The organism is Kribbella alba, from assembly GCF_039529635.1.
GTDB lineage: Bacteria > Actinomycetota > Actinomycetes > Propionibacteriales > Kribbellaceae > Kribbella > Kribbella alba.
The window spans coordinates 919,311-933,779 of sequence record NZ_BAAANE010000004.1 but is presented as its reverse complement, the minus strand read 5'-3'; the positions used below and the strand labels follow the sequence as shown (position 1 = coordinate 933,779).

13 protein-coding genes are annotated in these 14,469 nt (G+C 68.2%); 8 read left to right on the top strand and 5 right to left on the bottom strand.

Annotation, left to right across the window (positions count from 1 at the left end; translation table 11 throughout):
• Window positions 1–66: 66 nt before the first annotated feature.
• Entirely contained in the window at window positions 67–1,167 is a 1,101-nt protein-coding gene (locus tag ABD210_RS11255; RefSeq protein WP_344111014.1) for a LacI family DNA-binding transcriptional regulator, read from the bottom strand.
• Window positions 1,168–1,276: 109 nt separating this feature from the next.
• Between ABD210_RS11255 and ABD210_RS11250 the strand changes: the two genes are divergently transcribed.
• The gene (locus ABD210_RS11250; protein WP_344111013.1) at window positions 1,277–3,667 is read left to right on the top strand and encodes a glycoside hydrolase family 3 C-terminal domain-containing protein; all 2,391 of its coding nucleotides are present in this window, start codon (window positions 1,277–1,279) and stop codon (window positions 3,665–3,667) included.
• Here ABD210_RS11250 and ABD210_RS11245 read toward each other — a convergent pair.
• The gene (locus ABD210_RS11245) at window positions 3,650–4,648 is read right to left on the bottom strand and encodes a LacI family DNA-binding transcriptional regulator (protein ID WP_344111012.1); all 999 of its coding nucleotides are present in this window, start codon (window positions 4,646–4,648) and stop codon (window positions 3,650–3,652) included. The genes ABD210_RS11250 and ABD210_RS11245 overlap by 18 nt on opposite strands.
• A gap of 203 nt (window positions 4,649–4,851) precedes the next feature.
• Between ABD210_RS11245 and ABD210_RS11240 the strand changes: the two genes are divergently transcribed.
• From ABD210_RS11240 to ABD210_RS11225, 4 genes are read left to right on the top strand one after another with little or no spacing between them, the layout of a single operon-like run.
• Window positions 4,852–6,759: a glycoside hydrolase family 127 protein gene (locus ABD210_RS11240; protein ID WP_344111011.1), complete on the top strand. Its 1,908-nt coding sequence runs from the start codon at window positions 4,852–4,854 to the stop codon at window positions 6,757–6,759.
• Window positions 6,760–6,761: 2 nt separating this feature from the next.
• Window positions 6,762–8,072 (top strand): extracellular solute-binding protein, encoded by a 1,311-nt coding sequence (locus ABD210_RS11235; protein ID WP_344111010.1) that lies wholly within the window; start codon window positions 6,762–6,764, stop codon window positions 8,070–8,072.
• Window positions 8,069–9,007, top strand: a complete 939-nt coding sequence (locus ABD210_RS11230) for a carbohydrate ABC transporter permease (RefSeq protein WP_344111009.1) — start codon at window positions 8,069–8,071, stop codon at window positions 9,005–9,007. The genes ABD210_RS11235 and ABD210_RS11230 overlap by 4 nt, the downstream gene beginning before the upstream one ends.
• A gap of 2 nt (window positions 9,008–9,009) precedes the next feature.
• Window positions 9,010–9,840, top strand: a complete 831-nt coding sequence (locus ABD210_RS11225) for a carbohydrate ABC transporter permease (RefSeq protein ID WP_344111008.1) — start codon at window positions 9,010–9,012, stop codon at window positions 9,838–9,840.
• Here ABD210_RS11225 and ABD210_RS11220 read toward each other — a convergent pair.
• Window positions 9,820–11,031 (bottom strand): TerC family protein, encoded by a 1,212-nt coding sequence (locus ABD210_RS11220; RefSeq protein ID WP_344111006.1) that lies wholly within the window; start codon window positions 11,029–11,031, stop codon window positions 9,820–9,822. The genes ABD210_RS11225 and ABD210_RS11220 overlap by 21 nt on opposite strands.
• 117 nt (window positions 11,032–11,148) lie before the next feature.
• Between ABD210_RS11220 and ABD210_RS11215 the strand changes: the two genes are divergently transcribed.
• Window positions 11,149–11,697, top strand: a complete 549-nt coding sequence (locus ABD210_RS11215; protein ID WP_344111005.1) for a P-loop nucleotide/nucleoside kinase family protein — start codon at window positions 11,149–11,151, stop codon at window positions 11,695–11,697.
• An 8-nt stretch (window positions 11,698–11,705) separates the two neighbouring features.
• Here the strand turns inward: ABD210_RS11215 and ABD210_RS11210 are convergent, their stop codons facing one another.
• Entirely contained in the window at window positions 11,706–12,275 is a 570-nt protein-coding gene (locus tag ABD210_RS11210) for a helix-turn-helix domain-containing protein (protein ID WP_344111004.1), read from the bottom strand.
• A 40-nt stretch (window positions 12,276–12,315) separates the two neighbouring features.
• Between ABD210_RS11210 and ABD210_RS11205 the strand changes: the two genes are divergently transcribed.
• On the top strand, window positions 12,316–12,852 hold the full coding sequence (locus tag ABD210_RS11205; protein ID WP_344111003.1) for an arsinothricin resistance N-acetyltransferase ArsN1 family B: 537 nt from the start codon (window positions 12,316–12,318) through the stop codon (window positions 12,850–12,852).
• A gap of 128 nt (window positions 12,853–12,980) precedes the next feature.
• On the opposite strand, the gene ABD210_RS11200 is transcribed toward ABD210_RS11205, so the two are convergent.
• The gene (locus ABD210_RS11200; protein ID WP_344111002.1) at window positions 12,981–13,913 is read right to left on the bottom strand and encodes a M23 family metallopeptidase; all 933 of its coding nucleotides are present in this window, start codon (window positions 13,911–13,913) and stop codon (window positions 12,981–12,983) included.
• A 390-nt stretch (window positions 13,914–14,303) separates the two neighbouring features.
• On the opposite strand from ABD210_RS11200, the gene ABD210_RS32435 reads away from it, so the two are divergent.
• Window positions 14,304–14,390 carry a putative leader peptide gene (locus ABD210_RS32435; RefSeq protein ID WP_425552669.1) on the top strand — a complete coding sequence of 29 codons (87 nt, stop codon included), beginning with the start codon at window positions 14,304–14,306 and terminating at the stop codon, window positions 14,388–14,390.
• Window positions 14,391–14,469: the final 79 nt, after the last annotated feature.

Here is a 14,469-nt window from a genome sequence, read left to right as displayed (position 1 = left end):
ATTGCATGGCCAGAACACCGTCGGGCCGAACGGCCGGACGGTAGGCAGATCACCCGGGGCGATCTGTTATTTCTTCGGCGTACGGCGCGGCCGGCGGCCGGGCAGACTGCGGGGCGTGCTCGGCGGGGCCGAGGTGGATTGGCGGACGACGAGCTGGAGCGAGAGTGGATCCGGCTCTTGGGAGTGGGCGCCGGTGGGCGCCTCGATCTCTTGGATGAGGTCCGCGAGCCCGCGGGCCGCGAACGTGTCGAAATCCTGTGGGATGGTGGTGAGCGGCGGCGTCAGGTAGGCGGCCGACGGGATGTCGTCGAAGCCGACGAGGCTGATGTCGTCCGGGACCCGGATGCCGGCCTCGGTCAGTGCCCGCATCACTCCGATGGACATGTCGTCATTGGCGACGAAGATGGCGGTCACCTCAGGGTTCTTGGCCAGTTCCAGACCGGCCTCGTAGCCGGAGGCCGGTGACCAATCCCCTTCTAGGACAGGGGGTTCGGGCGCGCCCGCGTCAGCGAGGGCCTGCCGCCAGCCTTCCAGTCGGTCGCGCGAGGCCCACCAGCGATGCGGGCCGGCGACGTGCCAGACCGTTCGGTGTCCGAGTGCCAGCAGATGTTCGGTGGCAAGGCGACCGGCCCGCACCCCGTCGCCGCCGGTGATCAGGATCGGCTCGGCCGCGAGTCCGGGGAACCGGCCGAAGGTGAGCACCGGTACGTCGATCTTGAGCGGGATGTCTTGTCCTTCGTCGATCGGCTCGGACAACACGATGCCGTCAACACCCTGCTCGATCAGGTGGTCGACGGCGCCGGCGACACCGCCCGGATCTCCCTCGACGGTGTTGACGACGCTGAACGAGTAGCCGGTGCTCCGGGTCGCTCGCTCGAGCGCGATCAACAGGCTGGACGGTCCGTACAGGGCGGTGCCGAGTGCGACCAGCCCGATGCGCTGGGTGCGACCCGAGTTGAGCGCACGGGCGACGTTGTTGCGTCGGTAGCCGAGCTCCTCGACAGCGGCCAGGACGCGGGTCCGGACCTCTTCGGTCACATAGGGCTCGCCGTTGAGCACGCGGGAGACGGTCTTCTGGGAGACGCCGGCCAGCTTGGCGACATCCGTACTGCCCGGGCGGCGCGTGCGAGCGGCGCCGGCGGGCTGCGGTGGTGTCTTGTCGGCCATGCTGCGGGTCCTCAAAGCCGGAGGGATGCCGTTTCTGACTGCGTAGTCAGGATGTTGTCTACGTAGTCAGAGATCAAGAGTGCGTTACGCGAATGTTACGGTCGCGCCCATGGATACCAGCCTGGAGACGAGCCCGGAGAATCGGTCGCTGCTGGATCAGCTGACGCTGGCGGAGAAGGCATCCCTGTGCCGGGGATCCGGCTTCTGGCACACCCAGTCGATCGACCGCCTCGGCATCCCGCGGGTGATGGTGACCGACGGTCCGCACGGATTGCGCAAGCAGCCGGGCGACGCCGATCACGTCGGCCTGTCCGGGAGCATTCCAGCCACCTGCTTCCCGACCGCGGCCGCCCTGGCGTCGTCGTTCGACCCGGGCCTGCTCTACCGGGTGGGCGATGCGTTGGGCCGGGAGTGCCGCGCCGAGCAGGTCGGCGTACTGCTCGGGCCCGGGGTGAACATGAAGCGTTCGCCGCTGTGTGGTCGCAACTTCGAGTACTTCTCCGAGGATCCGCTGCTCGCCGGTGTGCTGGCCGCGGCGATGGTCCGTGGTGTGCAGAGTCAGGGCGTCGGCACCTCGGTCAAGCATTTCGCGGCCAACAACCAGGAGACCGATCGGCTCCGGGTGAGTGCCGACGTGGACGAACGGACGCTGCGCGAGATCTACCTGCCTGCCTTCGAGCGGGTGGTGAAGGAGGCGCAGCCGTGGACGGTGATGTGCTCGTACAACAAGATCAACGGCACCTACGCCTCCCAGCACCGGTGGTTGCTCACCGAGCTGCTTCGCGACGAGTGGGGGTTCGAGGGGCTCGTCATGTCGGACTGGGGCGCCGTGCATGACCGGGTGGCAGCGCTCGCTGCCGGGCTCGACCTGGAGATGCCGCCGGATCTCCAACGGAGCGACGCCCGGATCATCGAGGCGGTTGAGAGCGGGGAACTCGACGAGGCCGTGCTCGACACGGCGGTCAGCCGGGTGCTCGAGCTAGTCGCCAAAACCTCGGACCAGGGTGCTCCCGCGGATCACGCGGCGCATCACGCACTGGCTCGGGAGGCGGCGGCCGACTGCATCGTGCTGCTGCGCAACGACGACGGCATCCTGCCGCTGGTGCCGGAGCAGGGCAGCACTCTCGCGGTCATCGGGGAGTTCGCCCGGACCCCCCGGTACCAGGGCGCCGGCAGTTCGCAGGTGAACCCGACCCAGGTCGAAACCGCACTGGACCAGCTCACGGCGGCCGTCGAGGCAATCCCAGCTGACGAGGACCACGGTGGGTCGGTGTCAGCGGGACCGGGCGTGAGGGTTGAGTTCGCCCCCGGCTTCGGACTGGACGCGACGACCGACAGCGCGCCGACCGACAGCGCGCCGACCGACAGCGCGACCACCGACAGGGCGACGACCGACGACGAGGCGCTCGCCGACGAGGCGGTCGCGCTGGCGGCACGAGCCGACACGGTCGTCGCCTTCCTCGGACTCCCGTCCAGCTATGAGTCGGAGGGCTTCGATCGCGAGCACCTGGACCTTCCGGCCTCGCAGCTCGCGCTGGTCGAGCGGCTGGCCGCGGTGAACCCGCGCCTGGTCGTCGTACTGGCGAACGGCTCGGCGGTCCGGCTGGCCGGCTGGGAGCACCATGCCAAGGCGGTTGTCGAGACCTGGCTCGGTGGTCAGGCCGCCGGTGGCGCGATCGCCGATGTCCTGCTCGGTGCCACGAACCCGTCCGGCCGGTTGGCGGAGACGTTGCCGCTTCGGCTGGAGGACAACCCGTCGTACCTCAACTTCCCCGGCGGCTCGGGCCACGTGCGGTACGGCGAGGGCATCTTCGTCGGCTATCGCGGGTACGACGCGCTGGCGCGGGAGGTGAGCTACCCGTTCGGGCACGGGCTCTCGTACACCACGTTCGAGTACGGCGACCTGGACGTCGAGCAGACCGGCACTCACGCCGGCGGCGACCTCGCGATCACGGTGAGCTTCGACGTCACGAACACCGGCCGGCGCGCCGGCAAAGAGGCCGTCCAGGTGTATGTCGCTGACCTCGAGGCGTCCGTCGCCCGACCGGTCCGCGAGCTGAAAGCCTTCGGCAAGGTCGACCTCGACCCGGGGGAGACGGCACGGGTCGGCTTCCGGCTGGGTAGTCGGGACCTGTCCTACTGGTCGGAGCTGAACCACGGCTGGGCGCTCGAGGCGGGCCGGTTCGAGTTCGCCGTCGGGGCGTCTTCGCGCGACCTGCGGCTGACCGCGACCCTCGACGTCGACGCACCACCGGTGGCCGCGCCGCTCGGCGAAGAGTCGTCGCTGCAGGAGTGGCTGGCGGATCCGGTCGGTCGGCCGATGCTCCTCGAGGCGATGGGTGTCGGCGAGGGCGACGGACCGACCGGCGTACTGGCCGACGAAGAACTCCTCAGGGTGGTCGGCAACTTCCCGCTCAGGTCGCTGGCCGCGTTCCCCGGGATGGCTGTCGATCACACGACCCTTGATTCACTACTTGCCCGGCTAGGTGCCGAGCGTTGACTCACGGGTGACCAGACGGGTGGGGAGTTCCACCAATCCCCGGTGGGGGGAGCCGGCGATTGCCTCTAGCAACAATTGGGCGGTATGGCGGCCGAGCTCCTCGAGCTCGAGGTCGACGGTGGTGAGTGGCGGGCGGCTGGCCAGCGCCATCACGCTCCAGTTGTCGTAGCCGGTGACCGCGAGGTCGTCCGGCACCGACCGGCCCAGCTCGCGCAGCCGGTCGCAGACGCCGCGCGCGATCTGGTCGCTGCCGCAGGAGATCGCATCGACCTCGGTCCCCGACCGCAACAGGACATCGACGGCATGCCGGCCCCAGCGTTCGCTCCACTCGCCGTGCATCGGCTCACCCACCAATGCGTCGCCGGCGGATTCGACGGTCGCGGCTGCCCGGGACAACGCGCTGCGATGACTCGCCGGTCCGGTGATGTGCGCGATCCGCCGACGCCCGAGGCTGAGCAGGTGCTGTACTGCGGACGAGGCGCCGCCGTGGTCGTCGACGATGACCGACGTGTCCGCAGGATCGGTGGACGGGCTGAACGCATAGACCACCGGGATCGGCACGTCGATGGGTTCGCGCGGCTCGGTCCGTCGGCCGGTGACGATGATCCCGTCGACGCGCCGGGACACCAATGAGCGCAGGTAGTGCTGTTCCCGGAGGGGGTCGTCCCTGGTGTCGCAGAGCACCAATGCCATCTCGCCGGCGCTGAGCGCGTCCTCGGCGCCGAGCATGATCGGGATGCTGAACCGGCCGGAACTGTCGGTGGTGATCAGGCCGACCGTGTAGCTGCGCCCGGACGACAGTGCCCGGCCGCGGCTGTCCGGGGTGAAGCCGAGCTGCTCGGCGGCCCGGCGGACCCGTTCCCGGGTCTCCTCACGGAGTTGGCCGGTGTCGTTCAGCGCCTTCGACGCGGTGCTCGTGGAGACACCCGCGAGCGCGGCCACATCCGTGATGCGTGGCAGTGAGGGCCCGCGTGACGCCATCCGGCAACTCCTTTCCGAGGTTTCTGTCGGGTACTGCGTACGGTACCCGACGCGGTGGCGGATTTCTGGATTTGTGCGGGTCTGAGGGGTTGACCAAGCCGGAGAAGGTCTCTACGTTCAGTCAGGAAAACGTGTTCCGGATTTTCCGTCCGAGCGACACTGTCCGTATGAAGTCATACCCGTCTGAGTCCCAGGAGTCGCTGATGAGCGCCAGCCCGGAAGCAGTCACCACCTCCCGCAGTCCCGCCGCAGCCCTCACCGGCAGGTGGCAACCCGTCGGGCTCGGCCAGGCCCGGATCACCGGCGGATTCTGGGCGCCGCGCCAGCTCCGGAACGGCGAGCAGGCGATCCCGTCGGGGCAGGGCCAGCTGGAGTCGGCCGGCAACCTGCACAACCTGCGGCTTGCTGCGGGGATCGGCGAGGGCGAGGCGATCGGACCGGTGTTCGCCGACTCGGACGTCTACAAGTGGCTCGAGGCCGTCGCCTGGGAGTACGCCCGCAACCCGTCCGAGGACCTGCTCGAGCGTCAGCGCGAGCTGACCGCGATCGTCGCCGACGCCCAGCGAGAAGACGGCTACCTCGACTCGGTCGTCCAGCTCCGGTACGGCGACGAGGGGCGTTACCAGCAGCTCGTCTGGAGCCACGAGCACTACTGCGCGGGCCACCTCATCCAGGCCGCGATCGCGCAGGTCCGCTGCACGGCGGATCGCGGCCTGCTCGAAGTCGCGATCAAACTGGCCGACCACCTGGTCGCGAACTTCGGTGACGACAAGACCGTCGATGTCGACGGCCACCCGGTGATCGAGATGGCCCTCGTCGAGCTCTACCGCGAGACCGGCACCCAGGCGTACCTCGACCTGGCCCGCTGGTTCGTCGAAGCCCGCGGTCACGGCATCATCTCGAACCACGGCCACGAGCCGACATACTTCTCGGACCGGGTTCCGGTGAGAGAGGCCGCCACCGTGGAAGGCCACGCAGTACGGGCTGTCTATCTGGCGGCGGGTGCGACCGATGTCGCGCTGGAGACCGGGGACGCCGAGCTCCTCGAGGCGCTGAAGACGCAGTTCGCGCACATGTGGGCGACGAAGACGTACCTGACCGGCGGGCTCGGTGCGCGGTGGGAGGGCGAGGCGTTCGGTGATGAGCACGAGCTGCCGTCGGATCGCGCGTACGCCGAGACCTGCGCGGCGATCGGCGGCATCCAGTGGGCCTGGCGGATGCTGCTGGCGACTGGCGACGCGAAGTACGCGGATGCCATCGAGCGCATGCTCTACAACGGCTTCCTGGCCGGAGTCTCGCTCGCTGGGACCGAATACTTCTATGTGAATCCGCTGCAGTTGCGCGGCGCGGCGCACGCGGACAACAACCGCAGCCCAGCGCACGGCAGGCGCGGCTGGTTCGACTGCGCCTGCTGCCCGCCCAACATCATGCGCACCCTCGCCAGCCTCGACGGCTACCTCGCGAGTACCAGCGCCGACGCCCTCCAGCTCCACCAGTACGCCGAAGGCGCGGTGGCGGCCGATCTGCCAGGCCGGGGCTCGGTCGGGCTGAAGGTGGAGACGGCGTATCCGTGGGACGGCGCGGTCAGGCTGACCGTCGAGCAGACGGTCGACGGGCCTTGGGCCGTGGAGCTGCGAATTCCCCAGTGGGCAGAAGGGGCGACCGTCAACGGCACTCCGACGGAAGCCGGCGAGTACGCGCGGATCGAGCGGGAGTGGTCCGTCGGAGACGTCATCGAGCTGCAGTTGCCAATGGCAACGCGGGTGGTCGCCGCCGATCCTCGGGTCGACGCAGTTCGTGACTGTGTCGCACTGGAGCGCGGCCCGCTGGTCTACGCGGTCGAGCAGTCGGACCAGCAGGCCGACGTCGACGACCTCCACCTCTTGCCTGAGGCATCAGTTGCCAGCAGCTACGATCCGGAGCTGCTCGACGGGGTCACGGTGCTGACCGCCCGCGGTCGCGCCGGGACCGGACACCAGGCCGGCGCGTGGCCGTTCGAGCCCGGCAGAACAGACCAGGTCGGCGACGAGGTCGAGATCACCGCTATCCCGTACTACGCCTGGGCGAACCGCGAGGTCGGCGCGATGCGCGTCTGGCTTCCGCGCGGCTGATCATGCTGACCCGGCGGAAGTTCCTCGGTGCGGCAGGCACGGTCGCGGCGGCGACGCTGGCTCCCGGCTGCAGTTCGGTGTTGCCCGAACCGGATGTCCGAGCGGCGGGCTTCGGTGCGAGCGCCACCGGGACCGTCCGGGTCTGGTGCCGGGCGGCAACGCAGAGCGGTCTGACCGAGCTGGTGAAGAAGTTCAACGCGTCCCAGGATCGGCTGAAGGTGGAGCTCACCCCGGTCCTGGACGCGCAGTACGTGACGAAGCTGGCGACGGCGATCCGCGGCCGGAGCGTGCCGGACCTGGTGGACATCGACGACATCAACTCGATGCTGTTCATCTACCGCGACGCGTTCACCGACCTCACGGATCCCCTGCAGACGCTGGACTTCCGGGACAAGCTCAGCCCCGGGCACCTGCGCCTGGCCACGAAGGCCGGCCGGGTCTTCGGCGTGCCCTACCTGGCGGACAACTCGATGTTCTGGTTCAACACCGACCTGTGCCAGAAGGCTGACGTGGATCCGGACCAGGCAGTCGGCTCGTTCGACGCGCTCCTGGAGGCAGCGAAGCGGCTCCGCAAGCTGGGCGACGACATCTATGCGTGGAGCTTCCCGGCGAACAGCCCGGGCGCGCTCGGGTTCGTCGTCCAGCCGATGATCTGGGCCGCCGACAGAGACCTGATCAAAGGCGAGATCGGGCAACAGTCAGGCGACATCGTGGGCAACGACGTGGTCCGGCGGATGCTGGAGCTGCACCGGCAGCTCTGGGTCGACGGATTGGTGCCGCGGGCAAACTTCTCGGACGACGCCTCTCGATGGGGGAGCGACTTCCGGGCCGGCAAGGTCGGGATCTTCCCGTCCAACTACAGCGTGGTCGTGTCGGCCTCCGACGACAAGTTCCACCAGCAGGTGACTCCGCGCTTGCTGTCCGGGCCCGACGGCGGCTCGGCGTTCTTCGACGGCGGCGACAACATGTGCATCCCGCGCGGTGCACAGAATGCCTCCGGTGCTTGGGAGTTCGTCCGCTTCGCGCTCGACCTACCGCAGCAGATCGACCTGCCGGCCGGTGGTTACACGCCGGTCCGGTCGGATGCGGCGACGGCGGACTTCGGCAAGAAGTTCCCGCTCGCGACCCTGCCGCTGGAACGCATCCAGGAGGGCTACGCGCCGACCACACTCTCGTACAACCTGCTCTACAACCAGCCGGACGGACCGTGGCTGCAGATGTTCCGGCGGGCCGTGTTCGACGGTGAACTGGAGGCCGCCATGAAAGAGGCACAGGACTCGTTCGATCGCATCCTGGCGCAGGGGCAGGCATGAGTACCGCCACCGCCTCCCGGCGCGCAGTACGGACGAACGCAGCGCGGGCAACGGCCCGGCGGCGCGCGTCGCTGACCCATCCGCCCAGGACCGGCCTGTTGCTGGTCACGCCCGCGGTGCTGTTCGTCGCGGTCTTCGTACTGGTGCCACTGGCGTTCGCGGTGGTCATCTCGTTCACGAACTGGCCGCTGATCGGCGACGTCAAGTTCAGCGGCGTGGACAACTACACCGCGATCATCTCCGACGCCGCGTTCGCCAAGTCGGTGCTGTACACGCTGCTCTACACGGTCATCGTGACCGGGCCGATCCTGGTGCTCGGCTATGCGCTCGCCGTTCTGGTCCGGCGCAAGCGGCGCGGCAGCACGTTGCTGCGCACGGTGTTCTTCCTGCCGTTCGTGGTCGGCCTGTCGACGCTGAGCTTCGTCACCGTGCTCGAGGCGCAGCCGGACAGCGGCGCGGTGAACATCATCCTCCGCACGCTCGGCATCACCGACGGTACGACGGCCTGGCTGGTCGACGGGCCGCTGGCCACTGGGTTGATCTGCGTCCTGGTGGTCTGGTGTGTCTCGGGGCTGACCATGATGCTGCTGATGGCGGGGATGCAGGCGATCCCGCGCGAGTTCTACGAGTCGTCCGAGCTGGACGGCGCGACCTGGTGGCAGCAGGAGCGCGAGATCACCATCCCGGTGTTGCGCCGGACGATCGCGATGGCCGTGATCATCTCCGTGGTCGGATCGCTGCTCGCGTTCACGCAGTTCTACATCCTGACCCGCGGGGGGCCGGGCACGGACACCACCACGGTCGTCCAGTACATCTACAACCGCGCCTTCGTCCAGCTCCAGCTCGGCGCCGCGACCGCCTTGTCGATCGTGCTCGTCGTCGTGGTCGGACTCGTCACAGCGGCACAGTTCTGGTTGCTCCGGGAGAGGGACTGACGATGAGACTGAAGAACGTGCTCTACGTGATCGGTGGCGGCGGCGCCTTCCTGGTCTTCGCCGTACCGCTGCTGTGGGCCTTGTTCCGGTCGGTCCAGCCGAACGACGTGATCGTCGCGGCGCCGGACCGGGCCACCTTCTTCCACCTGACCTGGGACAACTTCCGCACTCTGATCGAGGGACCGGGCAACCTTGTCCGGGCCGTGGGCAACAGCCTGGTCGTTGCCCTGAGCACCGCGGCGCTGACCGCGGTACTGGCGACCTTGGCGGGCTACGGGTTCGCCAGGTTCCGGTTCCGGACCGGCCCGTTGCTCTTCGCGCTGGTGGTGGTGTCGATGATGATCCCGTTCCAGGCGATCCTGACACCGCTCTACCTGCAGCTGAACGTGATGCGGCTGACCGACAGCCTGTTCGGTCTGGTGCTGTTCTACACCACGGTCAATCTGCCGTTCGGAGTGTTCGTGATGCGGAACTCGTTCGCCACGGTGCCGGTGGAGCTGGAGGACTCCGCGCACGTGGACGGTTGCGGCACCTTGCGGATGATCGCTTCGGTACTGCGTCCGCTGGTGACGCCGGGCGCCGCGACAGTGGCGCTCTACGCGTTCCTGGCGGCCTGGACCGAGTTTCTCGGCGCCCTCACCTTCCTGACCAAGGATGAGCTCTACACGCTGCCGGTCGCGCTGGTGAACGTTCAGGCCGGCGCGTACGGCGAGGTCAACTTCGGCTCACTGGTGGCCGGCTCGGTGATCGCGATGATCCCCTGCGTCGTGCTGTACGTCGGGCTGCAGCGCTTCTACGTCACCGGCCTGGCCTCAGGAGCGGTCAAGGGGTGAGGAGTGAGCGGGGTGCGCGGCGGCATGGCTGTCGGAGGCCCGGCGACAGAGGTCGAGGAGCTCCGGCTCGTTCCTGACGATCTGCTTGGCCTTCGGACCCAGCGCGATGATGTGGTCGCGCGCCTCGATCAATCGCAGGTAGATCCGCTCCCGTTCGACCGGATCGACGGTGTACTCGGCGTCGAGGTAGGCGGCCGCGTCGCGCCGTACGTTCGCCATCGCGGTCTGCGTCCGGCCCCTGGTGCTGAACAACGACCCGAAGATGGTGATCACCAGGACCACCAGGATCACCAGCAGCGACGTACCAGTGCCGATCTCCACCACCTCGACCGGCTCGCCGCCGTTCACGAACGGCAGGTTGTTCTGGTGGAGGGCGTGCAGGATCAGTTTGGCGCCGATGAAGATCAGGACGGCGGCCAGGCCGTAGGACAGGTAGATCAGCCGATCGAGCAACCCGTCGAGGAGGAAGTACAGCTGGCGTAGGCCGAGCAGGCTGAACGCGGTCGCGGTGAACACGACGAAGACGTTCTGGGTGAGCCCGAAGATCGCCGGGATGGAATCCAGCGCGAACAGCAGATCGGTGCCCCCGATCGCCACCATCACCAGCACCATCGGGGTCATCACCCGCCGGCCGTTCTGCACCGTGAACAGCTTGTCACCCTGATAGCGCTCGGTGGTCCGGAACAGCTTCCGGCTGAGCCGCACCATGATGTTCTGGGCCGAGTGCGACTCCTCGGTCTGCGGCCGGAACATGTTCCCGGCCGTGATCAGCAGGGCCAGCCCGAACAGGTAGAACACCCAGGCGAACGTGTTGATCAGGGCCGAGCCGAGCAGGATGAACCCGGTCCGGGCGAGCAGCGAGATGGCGATGCCGACCAGCAGCACCTTCTGCTGGTTCTCCCGGGGCACCCGGAAGCTGGTCATGATGATCAGGAACACGAACAGGTTGTCGACCGACAGCGCCTTCTCGGTGATGTACCCCGCGAAGTACTCCTGGCCCATCGCGGTGCCACCGAGGACGAGGGTGCCGACTCCGAACGCGAGGGCTATCCCGACGTACAGGGCGGACCAGATCGCGGCCTCCCGGATCGTCGGCACGTGTGCCCCGCGGACGTGGAACACGTAGTCGAAGACAAGCAGGGCAAGGATCGCCACCACCGTCAGGATCCAGATCAGCGGAGATACGCTCACCCGGCCACCCAACCACGACTCACCCCAGGCTGTCGCAGAAAACCGGTCGACGGGCGGCCTCTCCGCCGTGTCCTCTTAGCTATGCACTACTGCCAGAACTGCGAATCCGCGGTCTTGATGCAACCGGAAGTGGACGGTGCGGTCTGCCCTGTCTGTCGATCCTCAGAGCCGGCCCGGAGGCTTCCGCTCGTCGTCGTCACGGGCGCCTCCGGGTCCGGCAAGACGACCGTCTTTCCGCACCTCGTCGCTGCCCTCGAGGACTGCGTGGTCTTCGATGTGGATTGGTTGCTCGATTCCTTCGGCGCGGCCTGCGCGCCGGATCCGGTCGATTGGCCCGCGTTCCGTGACAGCTGGCTCAGCATCGCGCACGGTGTCGCGCAGAGTGGTCGGCCGACTGTCCTGCTGTGCCCCTTCATGCCGGAGCAATTGGCCGACCTTCCGGCTCGCAACTGGATCGGTGACATTCATTTCGCGGTCTTGGACTGCCCGGATCAGGAACGCCGGACGCGGCTGGAGGCCCGACCGCCGTGGCGCGCGCGGGAGGTCGAGGCACAGATCGCCTTCGGCGCGTACCTGAGGAAGAACATCCCGACCGTCATCCCGACGGATCGCACTCCGGCCGAGACCGCACGCGCTGTCGCCGAGTGGGTTCGCGAACTGGTCTGAGCGGCCGGTCAGGGACGGCGGCCCTTGACCAGCGCTACGAGGTAGCGGCATGCGGTAGTTGTCGGGTTGATGAAGGTGCAGGGGGCCGGTGGGCCGAGCTGGAGGCAGTCGCCGGTGGCGAGTTGGTGGAGTACGTCGCCTTCGCGGAAATGCAGGTCGCCCTCGAGCACCCAGATCTGCTGGTACTTGAAGATGTAGGCGTCGGCGGGATAGGAGACCGAGGCGCCGGGCGGCAGTTCGACCTCGACCAGCTCGAGGGGTCCTTCGGTGGCGGGTGAGATGGCGCGCCGCCGATAGCCGGTCGCGGGATCCGTCCAGGCCGGCTGGTCCGCGGCCCGCCGGAGGAGGTCGCCGGCGCCTTCGGCCCGCGCCACCAGCTCGGACAGCGTCATCCCGAGCGCTCCGGACAGTCGACCGAGCAGTACTGCGGTCGGCTGGGCCTCGCCGCGTTCGATCTTGCCGATCATGGCGCGGGAGACCCCGGACCGCTCGGCCAGCGCGTTCACCGAGAGGTCGCGGCCGACCCGGGCGGAGTGGAGGGTCGACGCGAGCGAGGCGGACAACGGATCTTCCAACATGCTTGCCACTATAGGGGCGAACCTGGCTACTATCGTAGACATGCCCAAAGGTGACGAGACAGTGATTCGCGATGCGTCGGAGTTTGATGCCGAGGCGTGTGCGGCGATCTACGCGCCCTACGTGAAGCAGACCGCGATCAGCTTCGAGCTCGAACCGCCCACCCCGGCCGAGATGGTTGATCGGATCACCAAGGCTGTTCAGACGCATGCCTGGCTCGTGCTCGAGGACGAAGGACGCGTCGTCGGCTATGCCTATGGCGGGCCCATGAAAACGCGCGCGGCGTACCGGTGGTCCTGTGAGGTCAGCATCTACATGGAGCTCGGCAGGCGACGCACCGGCGGCGGCAGAGCGTTGTACGAAGCGTTGTTCGAGCGGCTGACCGAGCGGGGGTATCGCACGGCGATCGCGGGGATGACGCTGCCGAACGACGCGAGCGTCGGGCTGCATCAGGCGCTCGGGTTCGAGCCGATCGGTACCTACCGCAAGATCGGCTGGAAATTCGACAGCTGGCACGACGTCGCCTGGGCCCAACGCCCGCTGGCGATCACCAACGACCCACCGACCGAACCACGCTGAACCGTCTCGCACCACGCGGAAACCGGGCCGCTACCGGTACCGGTCGCCGGCTCGAAGTGCCACAGCTCGTTGGCGAGCGTCTGGCACACGGGCGGCCGAGCTGACGCCAAGGCTGCCGATGCGGAGTGTTACGGGTTGACGCCGTGCTGGCGGAGCCAGGGCTCCGGGTCGATCGCGGTGCCGCCGCCGGGGAGGACCTCGAAGTGCAGGTGCGGGCCGGTGGTGTTTCCTGTGACGCCGATCGCGCCGACCTGCTCTCCCGCGGAGACCTTCGCCCCGACGGAGACCGTGAATGCGGACATGTGGCTGTACGAGGTCACCGTGCCGTCGGCGTGGCGGACCTTCACCTGCCGTCCGTACGCACCGGCGAACGCAGCCTGGGTCACCACGCCCGCCATCACCGAGCGGACCGGCGTACCGATCGGGGCAGCGAAGTCGAGGCCGGTGTGGTTGTGCGCCCAGCGTCCGCCGCCTTGCCCGAAGCGGGCGGTCAGGTGGTAGCCGGTCGTCGGAAGGACCACCTTCGGGGCGAGTGCGGCTGCCTTGGCGATCGCGGCGGCCTTCGCGGACGCCGCAGCCTTGGCAGCAGCGGCGGCCTTGGCGGCGGCAGCAGCCTTCGCCGCGTCGGCCGCAGCCTTCGCGGCGGCGGCCTGCTTGGCCGCCTGCAGCGTGGCAGCCCGGCGCGCGGTCAGGGTCGCGTTGGCGGCGAGCTTGGCCGCGCGGATCCTGGCCTGCTCGGCTGCCTGGTTCTTCTGGGTGGTTGCGAGGGACAGGTCGTAGCGGGCCGCGTCACGCGAGGCGAGCTGCCGGCGCTCGACCCGGGCGGTGTTCATCGCCTCGATGGTCGGGTTGATGCTGGTGCCGGCAACGACCGGTGAGGTCGAGGTGAAGCTGAAGGCGCTGGTGCCGGCGGCTGCCGCGAGTGCCGCGGTCAGTCCGACGAGCTGGACGCCACGAATGCCGGTACGGCGGGTGAGGCGGTGCTTGGCCACCCGACGCGTGCCGGGCGTACGGCGGGGTGTCGCACGTCCTGCTTCCGACACGTCATGGTGAGGGGACACGTGAGCCTTCCGGAGTCGAGTGGCCGCCGGGGTCATCCCCAGCGGCGCCACTGACCATAACGACGAGATCACGGCGGCCTCAAATGCCGATTGCGATCCCGTCACCGAAAACCGCTACTCCCGGTGAATGAGCGGAATCGCCCCGTGGCTGTTCAGGCGTACAGGCGCCAGCGAGATCGTTCACTTCGGGTGTGACCGGGATCACCCGTGTCACGCCTGATTGAAGACCCTCGAAGTGGTTATAAGGCGTCCACATAATGAGAGGTTTGTCGACCAACTTACTGATCTTTCAATGTCCTCCCATACTGGATTCACCGGCCCGATCCACGGCCATGCCCATACTGGGTTGACCGGGCCGATCGAGGGGCCACGCGAGGAAGGGAGACGGCGATGACGGAACCGGCTCTGCGCGAGCTCGCCTTCTACCGTCTCCACATCGATCTGGTGCGCGTCTCCAGCGCACTGTGTCTGCTCTAGCTGCCTGAGCCCATCCCTGTCCTGACGACCCCCTGAGCGGGGGTCCGCCGCGCCGTGCCCGCAGGTCGATTCCCGCGAG

Excerpts from the sequence above, each read along its gene's own strand:
- ABD210_RS11250 (WP_344111013.1), top strand. The coding sequence starts at position 1,277 with ATGGATACCAGCCTGGAGACGAGCCCGGAGAATCGGTCGCTGCTGGAT.
- ABD210_RS32435 (WP_425552669.1), top strand. The coding sequence starts at position 14,304 with ATGACGGAACCGGCTCTGCGCGAGCTCGCCTTCTACCGTCTCCACATC.
- ABD210_RS11240 (WP_344111011.1), top strand. The coding sequence starts at position 4,852 with ATGAGCGCCAGCCCGGAAGCAGTCACCACCTCCCGCAGTCCCGCCGCA.
- ABD210_RS11225 (WP_344111008.1), top strand. The coding sequence starts at position 9,010 with ATGAGACTGAAGAACGTGCTCTACGTGATCGGTGGCGGCGGCGCCTTC.
- ABD210_RS11235 (WP_344111010.1), top strand. The coding sequence starts at position 6,762 with ATGCTGACCCGGCGGAAGTTCCTCGGTGCGGCAGGCACGGTCGCGGCG.
- ABD210_RS11230 (WP_344111009.1), top strand. The coding sequence starts at position 8,069 with ATGAGTACCGCCACCGCCTCCCGGCGCGCAGTACGGACGAACGCAGCG.
- ABD210_RS11215 (WP_344111005.1), top strand. The coding sequence starts at position 11,149 with ATGCAACCGGAAGTGGACGGTGCGGTCTGCCCTGTCTGTCGATCCTCA.
- ABD210_RS11210 (WP_344111004.1), bottom strand. The coding sequence starts at position 12,275 with ATGTTGGAAGATCCGTTGTCCGCCTCGCTCGCGTCGACCCTCCACTCC.
- ABD210_RS11245 (WP_344111012.1), bottom strand. The coding sequence starts at position 4,648 with ATGGCGTCACGCGGGCCCTCACTGCCACGCATCACGGATGTGGCCGCG.
- ABD210_RS11205 (WP_344111003.1), top strand. The coding sequence starts at position 12,316 with ATGCCCAAAGGTGACGAGACAGTGATTCGCGATGCGTCGGAGTTTGAT.
- ABD210_RS11255 (WP_344111014.1), bottom strand. The coding sequence starts at position 1,167 with ATGGCCGACAAGACACCACCGCAGCCCGCCGGCGCCGCTCGCACGCGC.